Source organism: Bernardetia sp. ABR2-2B, from assembly GCF_037126435.1.
Lineage (GTDB): Bacteria > Bacteroidota > Bacteroidia > Cytophagales > Bernardetiaceae > Bernardetia.
The window spans coordinates 1945725-1966585 of sequence record NZ_CP147020.1 but is presented as its reverse complement, the minus strand read 5'-3'; the positions used below and the strand labels follow the sequence as shown (position 1 = coordinate 1966585).

Annotated in this window: 20 protein-coding genes; 14 read left to right on the top strand and 6 right to left on the bottom strand. The window is 33.5% G+C overall.

Annotation, left to right across the window (positions count from 1 at the left end; all coding sequences use genetic code 11):
• Nucleotides 1–80 precede the first annotated feature (80 nt).
• Nucleotides 81–3485 carry a UvrD-helicase domain-containing protein gene (locus WAF17_RS08220; RefSeq protein WP_338768639.1) on the top strand — a complete coding sequence of 1135 codons (3405 nt, stop codon included), beginning with the start codon at nt 81–83 and terminating at the stop codon, nt 3483–3485.
• A gap of 168 nt (nt 3486–3653) precedes the next feature.
• Complete coding sequence (locus WAF17_RS08215; RefSeq protein WP_338768637.1) at nt 3654–4598, top strand: hypothetical protein; 945 nt, start codon at nt 3654–3656, stop codon at nt 4596–4598.
• Nucleotides 4599–4706: 108 nt separating this feature from the next.
• Here the strand turns inward: WAF17_RS08215 and mgtE are convergent, their stop codons facing one another.
• The gene (gene mgtE, locus WAF17_RS08210) at nt 4707–6059 is read right to left on the bottom strand and encodes a magnesium transporter (protein ID WP_338768634.1); all 1353 of its coding nucleotides are present in this window, start codon (nt 6057–6059) and stop codon (nt 4707–4709) included.
• 114 nt (nt 6060–6173) lie between these two features.
• On the bottom strand, nt 6174–8018 hold the full coding sequence (locus WAF17_RS08205; protein ID WP_338768632.1) for a chloride channel protein: 1845 nt from the start codon (nt 8016–8018) through the stop codon (nt 6174–6176).
• Nucleotides 8019–8182: 164 nt separating this feature from the next.
• On the opposite strand from WAF17_RS08205, the gene WAF17_RS08200 reads away from it, so the two are divergent.
• From WAF17_RS08200 to WAF17_RS08170, 7 genes are all read left to right on the top strand, one after another.
• Complete coding sequence (locus WAF17_RS08200) at nt 8183–8440, top strand: hypothetical protein (RefSeq protein WP_338768629.1); 258 nt, start codon at nt 8183–8185, stop codon at nt 8438–8440.
• 18 nt (nt 8441–8458) lie between these two features.
• On the top strand, nt 8459–9268 hold the full coding sequence (locus WAF17_RS08195; protein ID WP_338768627.1) for a cation transporter: 810 nt from the start codon (nt 8459–8461) through the stop codon (nt 9266–9268).
• Between the two features lie 174 nt (nt 9269–9442).
• Complete coding sequence (locus tag WAF17_RS08190; protein WP_338768624.1) at nt 9443–10681, top strand: cysteine desulfurase; 1239 nt, start codon at nt 9443–9445, stop codon at nt 10679–10681.
• 105 nt (nt 10682–10786) lie between these two features.
• Complete coding sequence (locus tag WAF17_RS08185; protein ID WP_338768622.1) at nt 10787–11503, top strand: 2-phosphosulfolactate phosphatase; 717 nt, start codon at nt 10787–10789, stop codon at nt 11501–11503.
• A 5-nt stretch (nt 11504–11508) separates the two neighbouring features.
• Nucleotides 11509–11742: a hypothetical protein gene (locus WAF17_RS08180; protein WP_338768620.1), complete on the top strand. Its 234-nt coding sequence runs from the start codon at nt 11509–11511 to the stop codon at nt 11740–11742.
• A 13-nt stretch (nt 11743–11755) separates the two neighbouring features.
• A complete protein-coding gene (gene truA / locus WAF17_RS08175) occupies nt 11756–12529 on the top strand; it encodes a tRNA pseudouridine(38-40) synthase TruA (protein WP_338768618.1) in 774 nt (257 codons plus the stop codon).
• Between the two features lie 33 nt (nt 12530–12562).
• Entirely contained in the window at nt 12563–13084 is a 522-nt protein-coding gene (locus WAF17_RS08170; protein ID WP_338768616.1) for a hypothetical protein, read from the top strand.
• A gap of 227 nt (nt 13085–13311) precedes the next feature.
• Here WAF17_RS08170 and WAF17_RS08165 read toward each other — a convergent pair whose 3' ends face one another.
• The 3 genes from WAF17_RS08165 to WAF17_RS08155 all read right to left on the bottom strand — a co-directional run bounded on the left by WAF17_RS08165 (nt 13312) and on the right by WAF17_RS08155 (nt 15668).
• Entirely contained in the window at nt 13312–14034 is a 723-nt protein-coding gene (locus WAF17_RS08165; RefSeq protein ID WP_338768614.1) for a metallophosphoesterase family protein, read from the bottom strand.
• Nucleotides 14035–14125: 91 nt separating this feature from the next.
• On the bottom strand, nt 14126–15034 hold the full coding sequence (locus WAF17_RS08160; RefSeq protein ID WP_338768612.1) for a hypothetical protein: 909 nt from the start codon (nt 15032–15034) through the stop codon (nt 14126–14128).
• 121 nt (nt 15035–15155) lie between these two features.
• Complete coding sequence (locus tag WAF17_RS08155) at nt 15156–15668, bottom strand: hypothetical protein (protein ID WP_338768610.1); 513 nt, start codon at nt 15666–15668, stop codon at nt 15156–15158.
• Between the two features lie 526 nt (nt 15669–16194).
• Here WAF17_RS08155 and WAF17_RS08150 point away from each other — a divergent pair.
• The gene (locus WAF17_RS08150; protein ID WP_338768608.1) at nt 16195–16731 is read left to right on the top strand and encodes an O-acetyl-ADP-ribose deacetylase; all 537 of its coding nucleotides are present in this window, start codon (nt 16195–16197) and stop codon (nt 16729–16731) included.
• A 131-nt stretch (nt 16732–16862) separates the two neighbouring features.
• On the opposite strand, the gene WAF17_RS08145 is transcribed toward WAF17_RS08150, so the two are convergent.
• Nucleotides 16863–18524 carry a copper amine oxidase N-terminal domain-containing protein gene (locus WAF17_RS08145; protein ID WP_338768606.1) on the bottom strand — a complete coding sequence of 554 codons (1662 nt, stop codon included), beginning with the start codon at nt 18522–18524 and terminating at the stop codon, nt 16863–16865.
• A 499-nt stretch (nt 18525–19023) separates the two neighbouring features.
• On the opposite strand from WAF17_RS08145, the gene WAF17_RS08140 reads away from it, so the two are divergent.
• The 4 genes from WAF17_RS08140 to WAF17_RS08125 all read left to right on the top strand — a co-directional run bounded on the left by WAF17_RS08140 (nt 19024) and on the right by WAF17_RS08125 (nt 20849).
• Complete coding sequence (locus WAF17_RS08140; protein ID WP_338768603.1) at nt 19024–19155, top strand: hypothetical protein; 132 nt, start codon at nt 19024–19026, stop codon at nt 19153–19155.
• Nucleotides 19156–19297: 142 nt separating this feature from the next.
• The gene (locus WAF17_RS08135; protein ID WP_338768601.1) at nt 19298–19747 is read left to right on the top strand and encodes a hypothetical protein; all 450 of its coding nucleotides are present in this window, start codon (nt 19298–19300) and stop codon (nt 19745–19747) included.
• A gap of 473 nt (nt 19748–20220) precedes the next feature.
• On the top strand, nt 20221–20475 hold the full coding sequence (locus WAF17_RS08130; protein WP_338768598.1) for a hypothetical protein: 255 nt from the start codon (nt 20221–20223) through the stop codon (nt 20473–20475).
• An 11-nt stretch (nt 20476–20486) separates the two neighbouring features.
• Nucleotides 20487–20849 carry a hypothetical protein gene (locus WAF17_RS08125; RefSeq protein WP_338768595.1) on the top strand — a complete coding sequence of 121 codons (363 nt, stop codon included), beginning with the start codon at nt 20487–20489 and terminating at the stop codon, nt 20847–20849.
• Nucleotides 20850–20861: the final 12 nt, after the last annotated feature.

Sequence of the window (20861 nt, the reverse complement as noted above, 5' to 3'; positions counted from 1 at the left end):
ACTCCACTAGCAAAATGCTAAAAAATAACGTACCTTCAAATTCGTAATTCGTAATTGAAACATTCGTAATTGAAAAAAATATGCTTTTCTCCATCTATCGCTCTTCGGCAGGTTCTGGCAAGACCTACACACTCACAAAAGAATATATCAAATTGGCTTTAGCCAGTCCAAACCCTCAACTTTTGGGCGAATTTGATGTGCATTATTACCGTCATATTTTGGCTGTAACCTTTACAAATGATGCAGCAAAGGAAATGAAGCAGCGTATTGTGAGCAAACTAGATGCTTTTTCGGTCTTGGAAACGGCAGAAGAGGATTCTATGTTTCACGATATTTTGAAGGAACTTAGTGTTGAATATCCACAAATAGAAATTACAAAAGAGGAAATTGTAAAGCGTTCGAAGGCTCTGCACCAAACTATTTTACATCATTATTCAGATTTTGCAGTCTCTACGATTGATTCTTTTTCCAAAAGGATTGTACAAGCCTTTACCAAAGATTTAGATTTGCCACCCAATTTTGAGATTCAACTAGATATTGAAGAAGCACTAGAAGAAGCTGTCAGCCGAATGTATTATAAAATTGGAGAGCGTGGCGACAATCATTTGAGTGAAGTAATGAAAGAATTTGTCTTGAAAGAAACGCAAGATGAGAAAACATGGAATGTAGATAGAGGGCTTTTAGATTTTGGTAAAATTATCTTTGAAGAAGCAAAGAAATATTCGGTAGATAAAATAAAAGCACTTACCCAAACGCAGCTAAAAATGGTAAAGGCTGACTATCTTTCGTATATCGAAAAGGTAGAAAATGAGGTCATTCCACAGGCAATGGATTTTGGTAGAATTTTGTTGAGTTCTTTTGAAGAAAATGGCTTGAAAGCTGGTGATTTTCACTATTCCACACGAGGAATTTATAACCACGTTTTGACCTATTCAAAAAATGAAGAAAAAGTAAAAGACGAGTGGAACAAACACAAACCTCTAAATTCCTATATCGCAAATGATGGTTTAAAATTAGATAAATGGGCAGCCAAGAAAACAAAAGGTTCGGCATTGGAAGCGATAAGGGAGCTTTCTCCAAGAATAAAAGAGATGGTTTTGAAGATTGAAGCCTTAAAAAATGAATACCAAGAAAAATATGCGTACAGCCGAATGATGCGCCGTTTTATTTTTCAGATGATGTTTTTAGAAGAAATTGGAAATCAAATTGAATATTTAAAAGAGAAAAAGAACCACGTTTATTTGAGTGAGTTTAATGAAAAAATTAATGCAATAGTTGAAAACGAGCCTGTTCCCTATATTTTTGAACGCATTGGAGAGAAATTTAAGCATATTTTGATAGATGAATTTCAAGATACTTCAAAAATGCAATGGCATAATTTGATTCCACTTGTTTCGAATAGTTTGGCAAACGGAATGCGTAGTATGGTCGTTGGCGATGCAAAACAGGCGATTTATCGTTGGCGTAGTGGAGATGCCGACCTTTTGGTAAACCTTCCAAATGTACCGAGCGCAGACCCAAATTCTATGCTTGCCGAACACGTAGATATTTTTAAAGAACACGCCAATCAGCAAATCTTAGGAACAAATCGTCGTAGCAATCCAAATATTGTAGAGTTTAATAATAAGTTATTTCATTTTGTAAGAAAACGTTTTGATTCGGTTTCTCCAGATTTGGCTTCGCATTATGCCGAAGTGGTGCAAGATACCGTTTTTGAAAAGGGAGGACATGTTTCGGTGCGTTTTGTAGAAAAAGATAGAAAAACAAGCACAAAAGAATATCAAGAACGCACTTTTGAGTATTGCCTAGATTTGGTAAAAGACTTACAAAAACAGAATTATAAATTAGAAGATATTACCATTTTGGTAAGAACAAACGGCTTGGGAGCTTTTTTGGCAGAAAAATTTATCGAACAAAAAATTCCTGTCATTTCAGGCGATTCTCTGCTTTTGATTTCTTCAAAGGTCGTCAAGACGATTATTAATTTTATGTTTTTGTTGCAACAGCCAAACGATGCACCACGAAAATTAGAAATTATTGAGTTTTTGGAAGAACATTTAGAACAGAAATACCAGTCTGAAAATCCTCCTTTTGATTTGGCAAATGAAGTAAATAATGAAGATGAAGAGAATTTTACAAGAATAATAAAAGAACAGTTCAAAAAAACGCTTTCGATGCCTGTTCTGCGTCATCTTTCGCTTTATGAAATTGCCGAAGAGCTTATCAGAGAATTAGAACTCTATCGCCATCATACCGAACAGCTTTATATTCAGAAATTACTTGATGTTTTATTTGAGTTTAGTAGAAACAAGAATGATAATCTTTTAGACTTTTTGGAACATTGGGAACGCAAAAAAGGGCGTATTTCTATTTCTTCGCCTGAAGGTGGAGCTGCTTTGCGTGTCATGACAATCCATAAAAGTAAAGGGTTAGAGTTCCCTGTCGTGATTATGCCTTTTGCAGATTGGAAAGTTACGCCAAGAGGAACAAGCCAACTTTGGGTAGAATGGGAAGACAATCCGATTGCGCCAGATTTATCTACAATGATTTTGTCGATGCGTGATTCTATGAAAGACGGTATTTTTTCAGAAAATTATAAAAAGGAATGGTCATTAAATTTTATTGATGCCATTAATAATTTATATGTCGGTCTGACACGCCCAACAGAAAAGCTGTTCATTCTGACAAAAGAGGTTTCCAAATTAGAAAACAAAAAGCCAGTAAAAGCTAAGACAAATGACACAGCAAAAGAAGATAGTTTTAATGTTGATAAAGTAAAAGATATTGCAGATTTATTAGGGTTTTTCTTATTGAGAGAAGCTGATAATGTTCAGAAGATAAAGCCTCAAGAATATATACTATTTGAAGATAATTCAAACAAAAAACACGAAAACAAGGTTTTAGACAAAGAAACGCTCAATATAAAGGCTCTTGTCAGTACAGAAGCTAGAAATAAAATCAGAGTGAGGAAGAATAATCTTCGTTATGATGAAAGCTACTTGACAGTAGAAGATTTCTATGATTCTAGGAAAGATGGTCTTTTGATGCACTATGCTTTTGAAAAAGTCTTTACCATAGATGATACTCCAAAGGCAGTTCAAAGCCTTATTAGTGAAGGACTTATTGCAGAAAATGAGCGTAAAAGTTTAGAAACCAAAATGAAAAATGTCATGATGCTGCAACAGATAGCAGAATTTTTTCGTCCTGATATTGATAGTTCCAAAAACGCAGATAATCCAGATGCGTATCAAATCTTAAACGAACAAGAAATTATCCAAAAAGGAAATCGCAGGGTTATGCGTCCAGACCGTATGATGATAAAAGGCGATACTGCTATTCTTATCGATTACAAAACAGGACAAATAGACCCAAAACATCAACAACAAATCAATGGCTATGCAACGGCTCTCTATCAAATGGGCAAACGCAAGGTCAGACGTTTTTTGGTTTATACCGAAAAAATGAAAGTCGTAGAAGTAGATTAGAATATAATGACACTTTCGACGAGCTTTTAGGATACTTCGGTAAACTTGGCAATACTTTTGATTAATCTATGCTTTGATATGCAACTTTAAATTTATCAAATTAGGATTATCAAGTTTATTCCAACAATTTTTTAATTCTTTATTTTTATTCAATCAAATTTTTTTAAAATGAAAAAATCAATCTTTTCGTATTTCTCGTATTTAGTTCTTATGCTTTTAGCAGTCGGAACGCTTTCTTCTTGTGACCCTACTGAAGACCCAAGTGCAGCTCCTTCTATTACTGTAAACCCTGAATCTGCAACTATTGACGTAGGACAGAGCGTAGATTTTACGTTTCAAGTAATTTCTACTGAGAGCGAACTCTCAGAAGTACGTATTGTTTATCCAGGTCAAGCTGATCAAATAGCTACTACTTTTACAGACAATAACACTCGTTATTCAGGTGTTTATACATTCACAGGACTACTTGCAGATGCTTCTAGTTCAGTTACTTTTACTATTCAAGCTACTGATATTGCAGGTCTTACATCTACAAAAGACGTTGTTGTAACTATTAATGATGCTCCAGACCCTATTGCTTATGCATCTTCTCAAGCTGTTATTTTGGCTGGACAAGATGTAGCTAATACAGGTAGTTTTGTGGATATGGACGGTACAACTCCTACTGTTTATCTTTTAGCTGCTGCTAAACAAAATGCTGCTGCTGTTGATATGGCTTATTTACAAGGTGGAGCTGCTGCTTCACAAGGAGCTGTTATTGGTTCTCCAAGAGATGCTTCTGTAGCTGCTGTATATAATAGTGCAGTAAGTGGTGTACAGACTTGGAGCGTTCAGAATGACACTCGTTTTAGAAATACTGCATTGACAGAAGACGATTTTGAAGCTATTAATGACGGTTCGTTGATTACAGCAGCTTATACAAATGGTTCAGAACCTAATATTGGTTCAACTGGAGATATAAGAGAAGGTTCTGCTTCTCGTGTAAATCAACTTAGCGTAGGAGATGTTTTTGCATTCAGAACGGCTGGTGGAAAAGATGGTGTAGCTCATGTTTCAGCTATTGAAACTGGTACAACTGGTAAAATTACTCTTGATGTAAAAATAGTTAGATAATTTTTATCTTCTTAAAGACAACTATCTTTTAAGATAGAAAAGGTCAATTCATATATTTATTTATGAATTGACCTTTTTGTTTGTCGTTTTAGAAAGAGAAAACAGAAATCAAACAGCCATCGAAAAAAGCAATTTGGCTACTGAAAAATAAATAGCTAATCCCAAAAGGTCATTAGCTGTTGTGATAAAAGGACCTGAAGCAACAGCAGGATTTACATCAAATTTATTTAAAATAAGTGGTGTGATTGTTCCCATAATAGAAGCAATAATTACTACACAAAAAAGCGCAAAAGAAACTACTAAAGAAAGAATGATTTCTCCTCCAGTAAGCAGAACATTTGCTCCCAAAACAAAAACACCAATTACAAAACCATTAATTAGGGCAACTAAAAAAGACTTGAAGAGCCTTCCCCACAAGCTTTCTTGCAAACCTCCTGTATCTGCTAATGCTTGAACGACTAAGGTAGAAGACTGAATGCCAACGTTTCCACCAGTTGCAGTAATAAGGGGAATAAAAAATGCCATTGCAGGAACAGCAATTAGTTGTCCTTCAAAAAGACCTATAAATTTTGCACCTATCATTCCTCCTACCATTCCTATCAAAAGCCAAGGCAACCTCGCACGAGAAAGTAGCCAAACACTATCATCTTCTTCTACATCTTCCGAAAGCCCAGCCATTGCTTGAATATCTTGCTCGGCTTGTTCGGTTATTACATCTAAAATATCATCAATGGTAATTCTACCCAAAAGCTGTTTATTGACATTGATTACAGGAATTGCTTCTAAATCATATTTTTGCATAATATTGGCTACTTCTTCCTCATCTTGATATGAATAAACCGAAATAATATCAGGTTCATAAATATCAGCCACTTTTGTATTGCTACGATTCAAGACTAATTTTTTTATTCCTACTCGTCCTAAAAGAACATCATTATCATCCACTACATAAATCGAATAAATCTTTTCTACGTTTTCAGCTTGTCTTCTTATTTCTTCTACACATTCTACAACTGTCCAGTTTATATTTGCTGTAACCAATTCTTTTGCCATTAAACCACCAGCACAATCTTCATCATAATGCAATAAATCCATTACATCTTGTGGTTCTTCTACATGAGAAATAACTTCCTCTCTCATTTTGATGGGAAGTTCATTCAAAATATCAGCTGCATCATCAGAATCAGTATAATCTAATATCCCTGCCACTTGGGAAGGTGCATAGGTCTGCAAAAAATCAATACGAATATCAGTATCTAAATCACTAATAATATCAGCACGAACTTGTTCAGGAAGAAGGCTCAAAATATAATGACATTCATCGGTCTCAAGTTCATCTAAAATAGCCGAAATATCAGCTGAGTGAAGAATAGTAGTTTGAGATGTTATGAAATCTGCATTTTGATTTTGTACAGCTTCTGAAAATAAGTCTAAATAGTCTTGGGTAAGTGTAAAGTTCACACAATAAATAATTTGGAGTGAGAAATAGTTTTTTCAAAGTTAGAATTACTTACTATAACTCACAACAAGTTGCAAGGTTTTCAAAATTCTTTTTTATTAGAAATAAGCTCAACGCTACCAAACCTCTTCATTTTCTTGTTGCATTCCTTCTCTGTATTTATTAAAAATGGTAGATTTAGATACAAAACCTAGATATTTTCCCTTTTTAATTACAGGCAAATTCCAAGCACCACTATTTTCGAATTTGTGCATTACTGTGTCCATTGTTTCGCCATATTCTACAATTTCAGAAGGGCGTTGCATCAAATCACGTAAAGCAATCGTTTCGTAATTAGAAGGTTCAAATATCAATTTTCTGACATCATTTAATTGAATCATTCCTACAAACTGCTTGTCTTCATTCAAGACAGGAAACAAATTACGATGGCTTAGTTTGATTACATTTACTAAGTCTTTTAGCGTTCCTTTTTCTGGTACGGGTTTAAAATCTTTTTCTATAAGTTTATTTATTTTGAGCTTACTAAGCACTTTTTTGTCTTGGTCTCCTTTGATAATATCTCCTTTTTCGATGAGTTCTCTAGTATAAGGCGAATGAGGTTCGAAATAAGTAACTGTAATATACGTAACAGCCGAAGTAAGCATTAGAGGTACAAATAATTCATAACTACCAGTAAGTTCGGCAATCAAAAATATAGCTGCCAAAGGAGCATACTGAACACCACATATAGCTGCACACATTCCAAAAAGAATAAAATTACTTTCAGATAAACTTTCCCAGCCTGTAATATTTACAATTCTAGCAAAAGTAAATCCTAAAACTCCCCCTAAAAATAACGAAGGTGCAAACGTACCCCCACTTCCACCTGCTGCAATTGTGATGGCAGAAGCAACGCACTTAAATAAAAGCATTACCAAAACATAACCCAAAAATAAAGATTGAGGAGGTAATTCTTTAAAAATAATACTGTTGGCAAAAATGACAATTTCACTTCCACTCAAAAGAGACTTCAAAAGCATTGTTCCCTCTCCATAAACAGGAGGAAAAACTACAATCAGAGCAGACAAAAACAGTCCTCCAATAAAGGCTTTTAGATAAGGGTTAGGGATTTTGTCGGCTAATTTATTTATTCTCTTAACAACTTCCATAAAATAGAGAGACAAAAATCCACAAGCAATTCCCAAAACGATACAATAAGGAACATCAATAGTTTGAAAGGCATCTTTTAAGCGAAACGTAAAAAGGGCATCATCTCCACCCAAAAGCAAGGCTGTGAGCTTGGCAGCCACCGAAGCAAGTAAAATAGGAACAATATTGGCAATACTGACATCAAATAAAATCACTTCGGCTGCAAAAATAACTCCTCCAACTGGCGCATCAAAAATAGCTGCAATCGTACCAGCGACACCACAAGCGATGAGTAAGATTCGTTTCTTTTTTGCCAAAAGCATTTCTGTACTCATATTTGAGCCAATGGCAGCCCCTGACATTACGATAGGAGCTTCTAAACCAGCCGAACCACCAAAACCAACTGTAAAAACAGCACCAATCATACGAGAATAAATATCACTAAAATTTATCTTTCCATCTTTTTTAGAAATAGAATACAGAATATCCGTAAAACCGTGTCCGAAGTTTGTTTTAAAAACTACGTTAGACAAAAATGCTGTAATTAAAAGTCCAACAGTTGGATAGAAAAGCAATCCATAATTATAATTTTCAGAAAACTGACTTGAGGAAGCCAAACTGTGCTCTACCCAAAGTACCGTTGTGCGTAAAAACATCGCAGCCATACCTGCTAAAATACCTATAAAAATACTGACAACGAGAAGGAAATTTTTGTCAGATATGTATTCGCCCTTCCAAATCAAAAAACGAATGATATATCCATTTATTTTTTTAGAATAACGAGTGAATAAAGTATGCAGTTTATCAGAATAGGTTTCAAAAAAATTGAACAAAATGAGCGTAGGTTTCTAGGGTAGTTATCTGATTGTAAGAAAGAAAGAAATTGCTAGTAGGGTTGTAAATAAATTCTCTAGTCTGACAAAAATAAGCGAAATATACTATACTTTTGTCAATAAGAGATTAAAAATTTACAAACTAGCTTATACCTATCTATTCTATGATTCATAAATACATTTACAATCTACAAAAATTCTATTATCTTATTTTTTTCATTCTTATAGCAACTTCTTTATTACTCTGCTCTTGTGGAAAAACGAAGGAAGAAAAAGTAAATGATGCTTTCTTAGAAGATAGTCTTCAATATCAGCAAACAAAGCTATTAAAACAGTCAAATAAAAAAGAAGTATTAGAAATTGATACGGCAATGAATAACCCAAACTCTAAAGACCCTGCAATTCCTGTTTTTGATAAATAATTTTGAACTAAAAAAAACATGCAAAAAACACTTTTCAAAATTTCAAAAATGGATTGTCCTTCAGAGGAAAATCTGATTCGTATGAAATTAGATAATATTCCAAGTATCAAAAACCTTGATTTTGATATTCCTAATCGTGAATTAAGTGTTTTTTATGAAGAAAACGACAATACAGAAGAAATAAATCAGATAGAAAAATCTCTTTTAGAGCTAAATCTAGGAGCAAAAAAAATCAAAACTGAAAAATCAGAACAAGAACTTTTTACAGAAAACCAAAACCAAAGAAAATTACTTTGGATAGTTTTGGCTATCAATTTTACTTTTTTTGTAATTGAAATAATAACAGGCATTTTTTCAAAATCAATGGGACTAGTAGCTGATAGCTTGGATATGTTAGCTGATGCTTTTGTGTACGGAATTAGTCTTTTGGCAGTAGGAAAATCACTTATTCAAAAGCAGAAAGTAGCCAAACTAGCAGGTTATTTTCAGATTGTTTTGGCGTGTATTGGCTTTATAGAAATCTTGAGACGTTTTTTTGGAAATGAAGAATTACCTAATTTTCAGACGATGATACTTATTTCTTTTTTAGCTTTATTAGCCAATGGAATTTGTCTTTATTTAATGCAAAAATCAAAAAGTAAAGAAGAAGTACACATGAAAGCAAGTTTGATTTTTACTTCCAACGACATAATTATCAACACAGGAGTAATAATAGCAGGACTTTTAGTAAATTGGCTGAGTTCTAGTTTACCTGATTTGATTATCGGAGCGATTGTTTTTATTCTTGTTGTTCAAGGTGCAATCCGAATTTTGAAGTTGAGTAAATAGTTTTCAAACAAAAACCCTATTCATTTTCTTAGTTCAATATCAAACTAGCTTGTTTAAAATCAATCTAAATTAGCTATATTTGTATTACAGTATCACAGGCTTCCTAGTCTGTACAAAAACGAATGAAATTTAACAGACAGAAATGTCTGTTTTACATAAGAAAACCAGACTATTATGCTTACTGCAACAGATAAAAAATTCGATATAAATAAAATAAGAGAAGAGTTTCCAATTCTCAATCAAGATATACAAGGCAAACCATTGATTTATTTTGACAATGCAGCCACTACTCAAAAGCCAAAATCAGTAATCGATGCGCTTTCAAATTATTACTTAAAAATTAATTCGAATGTTCATCGTGGGGCGCACACACTTGCCGAACGTGCAACAGATGCCTTTGAGCAGACACGAAAAGCAGCTCAAAAGTTTATCAACTCTCCTTCTGAAGAACAAGTTATTTTTACTCGTGGAACTACTGAAAGCATAAACTTAGTGGCTCAATCGTATGGTAGAATGGTTTTGAAAGAAGGCGATGAAATTATTATTTCTAGCTTAGAACATCATTCTAATATTGTTCCTTGGCAGATTGTAGCTTCTCAAACAGGCGCAAAAATAAAAGTAATTCCTGTTTTTGATAATGGCGAATTGGATATGGAAGGCTATAAAAATCTTCTTTCAGAAAAAACAAAAATTGTTGCTGTTGTTCACGTTTCGAATGCGCTAGGTACAATTAATCCAATAAAAGAAATTGTTCAAAAAGCTCACGAAGTAGGTGCAAAAGTAGTCGTTGATGGCGCACAAGCTAGTCCACATTTAGAAATCGATGTACAAGATTTGGATGTGGATTTTTATGCACTTTCTGGTCATAAAGTGTATGCACCAACAGGAATTGGTCTTTTGTATGGAAAAAAAGAACTTTTGGAAGCAATGCCACCTTATATGGGAGGAGGAGAGATGATAAAAGATGTTTCTTTTGATGTTTCTACGTATAATGTTTTGCCTTACAAATTTGAAGCAGGAACGCCAAATATTGCTGATACAGTTGCTTTGCGCTTGGCGTTTGAGTTTGTAAACAATCTTACCAAAAGTGATATTATTGCCCACGAACAAATGCTTTTGGATTATGGAACAAAACAACTTTCTGCCATAAAAGGACTAAAAATAATCGGTACAGCCAAAGAAAAAGCAAGTGTAATTTCATTTATTGTAGATGGCGTTCATCATTACGATATGGGTCTGATGCTTGATGCAAACGGAATTGCTATCCGAACAGGTCATCATTGTACGCAGCCTTTAATGAAACGAATGAACTTGGAAGGAACGGCTCGTGCTTCATTTGCACTCTACAATACAAAAGAAGAAATTGATACCTTTGCTGAAACTCTTGAAATGGTTATTGAGAGATTGAGGTAAATCAATTACCTTTGTAACCAACAATATTGTAAATAGGGAATAATTATCTAATAAGTTGTTCCCTATTTTTTTTCTTTAAAAAAACTAAGTAGTTAAAATCATTTAATGAAGCAAAATACAAAACCAACACTAGAAATTTGTCTTACTCCTGATGCAGTTTCTTTTATAGACTTAACAGGGAAAATTGCTGTTATAGTAGATATTTTTAGAGCAACTTCTACAATGGTAGCAGGTCTAGCAAACGGTGTAGAACATATTATTCCTGTGGCAAATGTTGCCGATGCTTTACACTATAAATCAGAAGGCTACATAACAGCAGGTGAACGCAACGGAGAAAAAGTAGAGGGATTTGATATTGGAAACTCTCCCTTCGAACACATGGAACAAGAAAGTCAGAAAATAGTAATGACAACGACTAATGGCACACAAGCCATTGAAGCCGTAAAAAATACAGCCGAACAAGTTATTATTGGAGCATTTTCTAATCTAAAAGCAGTAACTAATTATCTCAAAACTCAAAATAAAGACATTGTCATTGTTTGTGCAGGTTGGAAAGGACGTTTCAACGCAGAAGATTCTTTATTTGCTGGGGCATTAGCTCTAAAACTCAAAAATGATTTTTGGTGGGAAGGCGACGAGACTCTTTTTGCTTCTCACTCTTATACTTCTGTTAAGAAAAACCTATTGAAAATATTAAAGCATTCTTCTCATTACAAAAGATTAGAGGAAAAGGGGGTAGAAAAAGATATGGAGTTTTGTCTGGAAATGGATAAATTTGATAATGTACCCATTTTGAAAGATAATTTTTTAGTCAATTCTTAATCTCTATGAAAAAGACAGGTATTTGCCCGAAATGTAATTCAACTGAAGTTTATTATGAACGAACCACTAGAAGTGAACGAAATCTGATATATATTTCAACATTTGGTCAGATAAGGTTTGATTTGTATGCTTGTATTGAATGTGGTTACATAGAAGAATATATAGCAGATGAATACCTAGAAAATAGAGGAAAAATGGATACTATAAGTCTCAATTGGAAAAAAGTAAAACAGAATTGATAACTGAAAGAATATGCGTTATTTTTTAGAAGTCGCTTATGAAGGCACAAACTATCACGGCTGGCAAGCTCAAAAAAACACTCCCAAAACTATTCAAGCCATCGTTGAAGATGGTTTGTCTAAAATTTTGAGGAAGGAAACTCCTATTATGGGAAGTGGCAGAACAGATACAGGGGTTCATTGCAAAAAACAGTTTGCTCATTTTGATACAGATAATAAAATAGATACAGAGAATTTGAAGTATAGAATGAATAGTTTTTTACCTCCTCAAATTGCCATTACCAATATTTTGCCTGTCTTGGAAACGGCACATGCTCGTTATGATGCTTTCTTGCGTACTTATCATTATCATGTAGTTCTTGAAAAGAATCCATTCTTGACAAATCACGCTTATTTTCACAGAAAAAAAAGAGATTTGGATGAAAACAGTTTTGATAGAATGAATGAAGCAGCAAAATTTTTATTAAAACACAAAAACTTTGAATCTTTCAGTAGAGTAAAAACACAAGTCAATCATTTTGAGTGTGATATAAGTAAGGCTATTTGGACAAAAGAAAAAGGAAGTCAAGCAGATTATTGGCGTTTTACGATTTCAGCAAATCGTTTTTTGAGAGGAATGGTCCGTGCCGTGGTGGGTTCTCTTTTTTTAGTAGGAGAAAGACAAATAGAAATTGAAGATTTTGAAAAAATTATCTTAGATAAAAATAGAAAATCAGCAGGTTTTTCTGTTCCTTCGGAGGGGCTTTTTTTGGTAGATGTGGAATATCCGAAAGAGATTTTTGTGTAAAAATGTAAAGACTTTTCTAACTGGAAATATATTATGAAAAAACGTTATCCTCGTACACTTTCTTCTGGTGCAAATAATACTGTTATTGCTATTTCTGAAACAGAAGTGGGAAAAATTTTTAGTGGCGATACTCGTTCAGATATTGGCTCAGAAGCTCAAAAAATGAAGTTTTCCAATGCTGTAAATGATTTAGTTGTAAAATTCATTCGTTTGGATGAGTTAAACGAAGAAACAGAAATGTTAGTGATGGAACGAGTTTATCCAATGGATTTTCGTGCTTATGAGCAGGAAAGACGTATTCTTTGGTCAGAGGTCTTTGAAGATGAACTAATAGGGCTTCATAAAGCTGGTTTTGTACATAGAGATTTATTACGACCATCCAATATCGGAGGGCAGCCTTTTGATAATATTTTACTCACTCAAAAAGGAATCCGTTTAATAGATACAGGTATTTCTGCTCTCAAAGAACAAGTAGGAGAAAAGCTTTTTACAAGATTTGTAAAACAAGAACTAGAAGAATTTGAGAAGTTTAGAGATTATTTTTTGAGTAGATAAAAATACTTAGCTATGGTCTTCTTATTTCATATTAAAAAGGCGTAGATTTATACATACACTTATATCTGTTTGTTACTGGTCATCATAACAGCAAACCGAAAATAAAGACCACCAATGGCGTAGAAATTTATTATATCATATCATAAGCTTCTCCTTGTATCTATCATCTTGTCATCGTTATGTTGATGAAAGAGTAAGTACAAGATGAAATCTTGCACTAAAGCACACTATTTTTCAATATTCTCCTGTATAATTAGTTCTAAACTATCCAAATTTAGACAACAAAGATTGCCAAGCTGATTGTAATCAAATATCTTATGAGGTTTTGTATAGGTACAGCCATTGTCTAAAGGAATTACAGATGCATTATTAGCTATACTTTTTTGAATAGCTTTGAGGTTGGTTGGTTGATGACCGTGTACAATTTTCTTTCCTTTCAATAGTTCTTTTTTTACTTCAAAACGCCTGATGTAAAGCATTGCATTATGGTTTTGAAAAGGATTTGGATTACGAAAATCAAAACCTGCATGTACTAAATGATAATCTTCTAGTTCATAATAATAAGGTAGAGAATTGAAAAACTCTAAATACTTTGGTTTGATTTTCATTTGCTCATCTACAATGTCTTTGTTTTTATTCATTCTCAAAAAATGCTTAAAGGTACGTTCGTTGTATTGCTGACTAGCTTCTAAAAGGTTCAGTTCGTGGTTACCGAGTAATGGAAAAACTTGGTAGCCATTTTCTTGAAGATAAAAAATATAATCAATTACTCCTGTGCTGTCAGAACCTTTGTCTATATAATCTCCCAAAAGAAACAAATTATCACTCTTTGTAAGTTGTATTTTATCTTCTACTAATGCTTTAAACGTTTTGCTACAACCATGAATATCGCCAATAGCAAACCTTTTTCCTTGTGGCTTTTCTAGTATTTTGATATGTTTTTGATACATAGATAAACAGAATTTTTTTATCAAAAATGCAGAAAAAAATCCATTTCTAATTATTTAAAAATGGATTTTTAGGATTGACTTTTTTTAAGTCTTAAACTTCATTAACAGCACGTTCAATCAAACGACTAGCGACAGTCTGTGTTCCTGTATGCTCAAAATAGTTTGTCGATGCATCTAAGAAAGCAGCTACATAATCTAGTTTTGTATCAGCTAAAGAAATATACTCTGAAAGACTAGCAATAATTTTTTCTGAATTTATATTATTTTCAGCTTGGAAATTACTCATCCAACCTTTTGTATGGCTGAATGATTGTTTGATAAAATCTAGCTTTTCTGTTACGGCATTTCCTGGAATATAACTTGATACTTTCTTAAAGACGCTGTTGTCTTCTATCGTATCAACACTTATAGATTGAAGCTTATCCATTACGAGTTCAGCAAAATCAGGACCTAAAGGAAGCACACCATCAAAGGCTACAATTCCTGCCATACGCATTTTGCTTTCTCCTGCATAATTTCCTAAAGCAGCTACAAAATCTCCAAAACTGTCTCCCGGAATTCCATTTATTTTTGTAAAAGCTAAGAGTTCTGCCGTAATTTTGATAGCTAAATCAATACTCTGAACAGTATCAGCTTTCGGAGTAAGGTCTTTCATGAAAGAAAGCATACTAAAACTATCAGCTAGTTTATCAGCCATTGCTGCTGCACCAAGAGCTGTATCAGCTGTATCAACCATTTTAAAAATCTTGATAGCTGTTTGGTAGCCTTGCGTATCATCATTATAAAGCTCAATTGCTTTTTCTTTGATTTCTTGTAAAAAATCATCATCATCTTCTCCTGTAACCTCACGCATCAACGTATCAAAGTCAGTCGGATTATTCCACTCTCCAGGCACTACAAAGTCCAATGCTTTCAAAGCATAAATAGTAACACCCGATTCAGGTAATTCATTAACGGCTTCTACAATAGAAACAGGTTTGTCATCAGAACCAAAAAACATATAGTTTAAAATTTAGATTTTAGAAATTAGATTTTAGAATTGAAAATAAAAGGAATAACTAAAATAAATATCTTTTCTTTCCAAAAAGTAGTAGGTTATTCAATTTTTAATCAAAAAAAGTTTATTTGAGTTTAGAAAGTCCCGAAAGGTCAAACTTTTCGAACCATGCCATACGCATTTTTTCATCAAAACTATCGTCTTTAGAGCGAATACTGACTTGATAACGGTCTCCTACTAAGATAGTATGTCCCTTCGAACCTTTTTTGAGTGCTGGATAGTTAGCCACTTTCATTGTAGATTTTTCATATTTAGCTTTTGTATCTAAGTTGGTACTCAAATCACTTACAGCAAGTGTCGCTACTTCTTTTCCGTCTTGCTCTAAACTTGCCTGTACGAAACCATCTTTTTCTTGATTGTAGGTAACTTTGTAAGCTCCTTCTTCTTTAGGAAAGAATTTGTTGAGTGCGCCACCCTCTACTTCTTCAGGCATCGTTTCAGTAGCTGTTGAGCTATTATCAGTTTTTGTAGTTGTGGTTGTAGTAGTTTCTGTGTTTGTTTTTTTCTTTCCTCCACAACTAAAAAGGAACAAAGAACTAAGTAATAGTGCAAATAAAGAGATACGAAATTTTTGCATGTGCATAATATAAGGTAAAATTTAGTGATAAAATGAACTTTAAAATATAGAAAAATGATAAAAACAAGAAATAGAAGCCTGTGTTTTTTTCCATTCAAATTTTCTAATATTTACCTCAATGTACAAATTATCATTCGGAATTAGAAAAATTTATGTTAAAAACTGATTTAAAAACGAAGGTATGAATCAGTTGTAAAAAGTAATGACAACAAAAAACCCTTCTTACTACAAGAGTAAAAAGGGCAAAAAGTAGTTGTTGTGAAAAAAGTAGAAGTTAAAAAAATAGTTTTTAGTTTTTGTTTTTTCTCTAAAAATAGTATCAAAAATATACTCTTATCTTATATAGAAAGAAATAAAAACTGCTTTTAACTGATTTTCTTATTATCTCTTCAAAACAATTTTCTTGAAATTGTATTTGTTTTCCTTATGATGTCTCAAACATAATCATTATTTCTGACTTTATACTAATTCTGACAAAAAAATATCAAAAAAGTACAGAAAATTTTAAATTTTAATCTAAAATTACATGTCAATTAAACTTTCATTAAAAAGAGGAGATATTACTAAAATACCTGTTGGTGCTATCGTAAACGCTGCCAACACATCACTTTTGGGAGGTGGTGGAGTAGATGGAGCAATTCACAGGGCAGGAGGAAAAGAAATCTTGGAGGAATGTATTAAAATACGTAACAAACAAGGAGGTTGCAAGACAGGAGAAGCCGTTTATACAACAGCAGGAAACCTACCAGCCAAGTATGTCATTCATACAGTAGGTTCGGTTTGGCAAGATGGCGAACACGGAGAAAGAGAGCTTTTAGCTAATTGCTATAAAAACTCTTTAGAAATTACTCAAGAATTAGAAACTAAATCGATTTCATTTCCAAACATCAGCACAGGAGTTTATAAGTTTCCAAAAGAAGAAGCAGCCGAAATTGCATTAAATACAGTAAATGAATTTGTAAAACAAAGTAACAGTTCTATTTTAGAAGAAATAGTTTTTGTTTGTTTTGATGAAGAGAATTATAAAATTTATGAGCGATTAATGATGATTGAAAGTTTATAATCGAAAAAAAGAGGTTATCCTAAAATTAAGATAACCTCTTTCAATACTATTTTACTACCAAAACACGGTCTTTAATTGATGGAATAAAAATTACTCCTTAGACAATTAAAGACGTTTTGCTCTTTAATATTTTACCAAAGACCTAGTCTTGTGTGATATCTATCATCTGCCATAGTTGCAGTACCTCTACCACCATCATTTCCACCTAATTGATTCCAATGTGTATTTGGTACCATCATTTGTCTGATTCTAGAGTTTGGAGTAGCTGCCGACATAGCTTGGTTTCCTGTTGGACTCCAAGATGTGAGTATGTTAGGACGAGAAACTTCTAAAGGAGCAGCAACGCCACGAGAATGGAAATACTGACGAACAGGAATCGTATGCTTTCGTACTTGATTGGTAGGGTTGCTTCCCAAAAAGTCTATACCAAAGTGGCAAACTGCCGAAGCACGACCTGCACGAGCAGAAAGACCATTTGCCCCTAAAAGACTTGTACGGAAATATTCAATTGCTGTTCCTCTTGCTGCATAAATCTCAGCAGAAAGACCACCATAGTCAGCAGAATTAGTTACATTTTCATCAAAACCACTAATATACCAAGAGTTTTGTGGAGAGCCTGTACTTTGAATAGCCGTCCAAAATGGATCCATAAGTGTAATACGAGAAGGCAAACGAGGAGAATTTCTACGATATACTTCTAATAAACCTGCCATAGTAAGGTTACCTCCAAGAGAGTTACCCACAACACGAATTTCTGCACCCGAATAACTACTTGTAAAGATTTTACGATACTCTTCTGCGAACAAGTCTTTCACTGGACGTTGAATAGCTTGACTTACGTACATATTTCCATTAGAACCCTTCCAGCGCATACCCACTTCTGAGTTAGCTGTATAAATTTTCTTTTCTACTTTATATGGGGGAATATTATTGCCTTCGTCTGCAAACTGAATCCAATAGAAAATAGCTACGTTCCAACCTTGTGCTTTCCAAATATTATGACTCTGAACGTTAAGCCCTCCTTCGTCTAATAAAAAATCTTCTCTACTTTGGCTCTGTACAGCATTTGGAGCATTTCCATGCACGTAGATAATAGTTGGCTTAGTTGGGTCAAAGAAAGGATTGGCTACTCCAGGTACAAACTTCTGACATCCTACAGCATCAGCAGTTGGGTTACTACCTGGCTGTGATCCAAAGAAATAAAAACCATAATCAGGCTCGTCATAGTAGTAAATCTGAACAGAAGTGGTTTGTTGATCCCAATCTGTACGTGAACCTGAATTTTCAGCTACAAAACGAGAGTGTACCATTACGTAACCATTGTTATTATAAGGAGCAACAGCAGCTTGTTTCCAGCTTCCATTTACTTTTGCCCACGTATCGCCTACCCAAATTTGAATAGTTCTACCAGGTTTAGTTGCTACTACACTAGATAAATTTCCACGATTTGGGTCATTTTGTATCCATTGAACAGAATAACCCAAACGTGTAAAAATAGTGTTCATATGAACCATTACACGCCCATTTACATTAACTGGGTTAGCTCTATTATTAGGCCAAGTAAGTGGATTTCCATTAACTAAAACACGTACTGTGCTAGAAGCTGTATGTGTTTCTTGATTTGATTTACCCTTTTTAGAAGTGCTAGAAATAGCAGGGTCACTGTTTTCTTCTATTTGCTCACTTTTCTTTTGAGCGTGTTCTAAAATATCATCTTCTTGACAAGAAGTGAATCCGATTGCAATCACTAAGAGAAATACAATGTAAGATAAGTTTAATTTTATTAGTTTCATAGTTTGTGAATATGTGTTAGGGGGGGGGGTAATAAAGTGAATTAACTTTATAGTATGTTTGCATACTATTTAGAAAAATAAAAAGCTAAATTCTATTTTTAGCTGTATTGATGATTAATTGCAATTTTTTATTTAAAAAGTGTAATTTATTATTCATTATTGTTCTTTTCTCTAAGTATAAAAAATAGTTATCTTGTTTAACTATTAAACAAATTAAGGAAGTTAATTTTTCATTTCCAAATTTTTAACAAAAAATTCACAAATAATTTACAATGTTAGTTTTTTTAAAAATTATTACTTTTCTAAAATTAATACGTTGTTTATCAAATTTTCATTGATAAAAGGTGCAATTTTGAGTTTTTGATAATAAAACAAGTTTTTATTGCAAAAAATATAATTAATGTAGCTAACTGCTTTTTTTAAAATTTCTCCGTTCGTCGTAGTTTTCCAATGGTCAAATAAAAAAAATGAACGGAAATAATTAAAAATAATAGTATATTTGAAATGCACGGCTACAAGCCGAATACATATTGCTCACTCGGCAGAGCCAAGCGAGAGCCATTTTTGGACAGCCGAGACACAGCAGAGGGTTTTGAATGAAATCTATTTTTTTGATTTTGTGGGAAGTTAGTAGATTTGTGAGGTATGTTTGTTGTTGGTCATCGTAACGGCAAGCCGAAACTAAAGACCAACAACGGCTTCTTTATAATGCTTTGGGGTTTTTGGAAGACTAACAAGAACGCACAATTTAATTCAAATGATTCAATAGAGTAATGAACAAACAAGTTTCTTTTTTATTATTTTCTTCAATTGGAATGCTTCTCATAGGTGTTGCCTTAATCAATACTGAACCCATATATTCTTTAATTTTTGACTTAAAAGTTGAAAAAGCTTTAGTCATATATCAAGGTAAAGCTAACAGTGAAGATTCTAGCTATGTTAAGACTCAACATCTTAAAGTAAAACATCTGTATGAAGGGAAGGAGTATACTCATAAAGTAAATGTAGATGTAGTTGCTCAAAAGTTTTTTAAGATTGGAGATAGTATAGAGATATCTTATAAAGTAGGAAGACCAGAAACAGTTAAAAATAATTATACTGATTGGAGTTTCTTTGTAGTTATGTTGTTAGCTTGGTTTTTTTTATTTTATATATTTGTAACTCAAGCTATGGACTACAGAACCAGCTCACCCAGCCCTCGCTCGGGTCATCCGAATGCGTAGCTATGTATTCGGCTTCTAGCCGTGGTTTTCGTATTTGGTGTTACCTCTGTTCGTCGTAGTTTTCCAATGGTCAAACAAAAAAAATGAACGGAAATAATTGAAAATAATAGTATATTTGAAATGCACGGCTACAAGCCGAATACATATTGCTCACTCGGCAGAGCCAAGCGAGAGCCATTTTTAGACAGCCGAGACACAGCAGAGGGTTTTGAATGAAATCTATTTTTTTGATTTGGGTTTTTTGGTTTTGTGGGAAGTTAGTAGATTTGTGAGGTATGTTTGTTGTTGGTCATCGTAACGGCAAGCCGAAACTAAAGAAAAGGGCAACAGCTTTCTTTTACTTTTTAAAATGAGAACACCAACAAGAAATAGGAGGTTTAGTAGAAACACAATTCGATTTACAAAAACGAATGATAAAATGGGGTATACATAAGTTCCAAAGATCTGAGGCACTTATCAATGTTGTAACCTATATGAATAAACTGAAACCAAACAGTGTAGGTGTTGTTTCTATATATAGACCTATAATAAAGAATGGGAAAGAAGTAGATAGTGAAATAGGTCATATATTTTTAGTTCTCAAAGACAAGGATGATGTGATTAGATTTATAGATCCTCAAGCAACAACACCAGATGGAAAAGCTGTAGAATATATTTTTGACAGTCTTGATCAAATGATTAAAAATGCTGGTTATGTAATAGAATACTCAAAAGTAGGTAAAAATTAAATGATTAAAACATGATTGAATTAACAGACGCAAAGCTTATACAAGCTAAATATTTAGAAGGTCTAAGCAGGAATTATAAACAAAAAATAATAAGTCATTCCCTTAAGGAACACTCTTTTGGATGGTCATTTTCATATAATACAGAGGATTCTGTACGAAATCCAAAAAACCGTCTAGTAGGTGTACAACCAATTATTATAAATAGGTGGACAGGTCAAACAGCTTGCCTTGATTTAATGTTCTATGAAAGGGTAGCAGGGGTAACATTAGAAGATAAATTTTATGAAAACTACCCTAGCTTCAAAAAATATAAGTCAGACAGTGATGGAGCCCCCCCGTTGCACGTAGTGTTCCAAAAAAATAGTAGCTGTTAAGCGTTGTCTATT

Excerpts from the sequence above, each read along its gene's own strand:
- WAF17_RS08215 (WP_338768637.1), top strand. The coding sequence starts at position 3,654 with ATGAAAAAATCAATCTTTTCGTATTTCTCGTATTTAGTTCTTATGCTT.
- WAF17_RS08200 (WP_338768629.1), top strand. The coding sequence starts at position 8,183 with ATGATTCATAAATACATTTACAATCTACAAAAATTCTATTATCTTATT.
- WAF17_RS08185 (WP_338768622.1), top strand. The coding sequence starts at position 10,787 with ATGAAGCAAAATACAAAACCAACACTAGAAATTTGTCTTACTCCTGAT.
- WAF17_RS08155 (WP_338768610.1), bottom strand. The coding sequence starts at position 15,668 with ATGCAAAAATTTCGTATCTCTTTATTTGCACTATTACTTAGTTCTTTG.
- WAF17_RS08160 (WP_338768612.1), bottom strand. The coding sequence starts at position 15,034 with ATGTTTTTTGGTTCTGATGACAAACCTGTTTCTATTGTAGAAGCCGTT.
- WAF17_RS08125 (WP_338768595.1), top strand. The coding sequence starts at position 20,487 with ATGATTGAATTAACAGACGCAAAGCTTATACAAGCTAAATATTTAGAA.
- WAF17_RS08180 (WP_338768620.1), top strand. The coding sequence starts at position 11,509 with ATGAAAAAGACAGGTATTTGCCCGAAATGTAATTCAACTGAAGTTTAT.
- WAF17_RS08145 (WP_338768606.1), bottom strand. The coding sequence starts at position 18,524 with ATGAAACTAATAAAATTAAACTTATCTTACATTGTATTTCTCTTAGTG.
- WAF17_RS08150 (WP_338768608.1), top strand. The coding sequence starts at position 16,195 with ATGTCAATTAAACTTTCATTAAAAAGAGGAGATATTACTAAAATACCT.
- WAF17_RS08170 (WP_338768616.1), top strand. The coding sequence starts at position 12,563 with ATGAAAAAACGTTATCCTCGTACACTTTCTTCTGGTGCAAATAATACT.
- WAF17_RS08135 (WP_338768601.1), top strand. The coding sequence starts at position 19,298 with ATGAACAAACAAGTTTCTTTTTTATTATTTTCTTCAATTGGAATGCTT.
- truA (WP_338768618.1), top strand. The coding sequence starts at position 11,756 with ATGCGTTATTTTTTAGAAGTCGCTTATGAAGGCACAAACTATCACGGC.
- WAF17_RS08190 (WP_338768624.1), top strand. The coding sequence starts at position 9,443 with ATGCTTACTGCAACAGATAAAAAATTCGATATAAATAAAATAAGAGAA.
- WAF17_RS08165 (WP_338768614.1), bottom strand. The coding sequence starts at position 14,034 with ATGTATCAAAAACATATCAAAATACTAGAAAAGCCACAAGGAAAAAGG.
- WAF17_RS08220 (WP_338768639.1), top strand. The coding sequence starts at position 81 with ATGCTTTTCTCCATCTATCGCTCTTCGGCAGGTTCTGGCAAGACCTAC.
- WAF17_RS08130 (WP_338768598.1), top strand. The coding sequence starts at position 20,221 with ATGAATAAACTGAAACCAAACAGTGTAGGTGTTGTTTCTATATATAGA.
- WAF17_RS08195 (WP_338768627.1), top strand. The coding sequence starts at position 8,459 with ATGCAAAAAACACTTTTCAAAATTTCAAAAATGGATTGTCCTTCAGAG.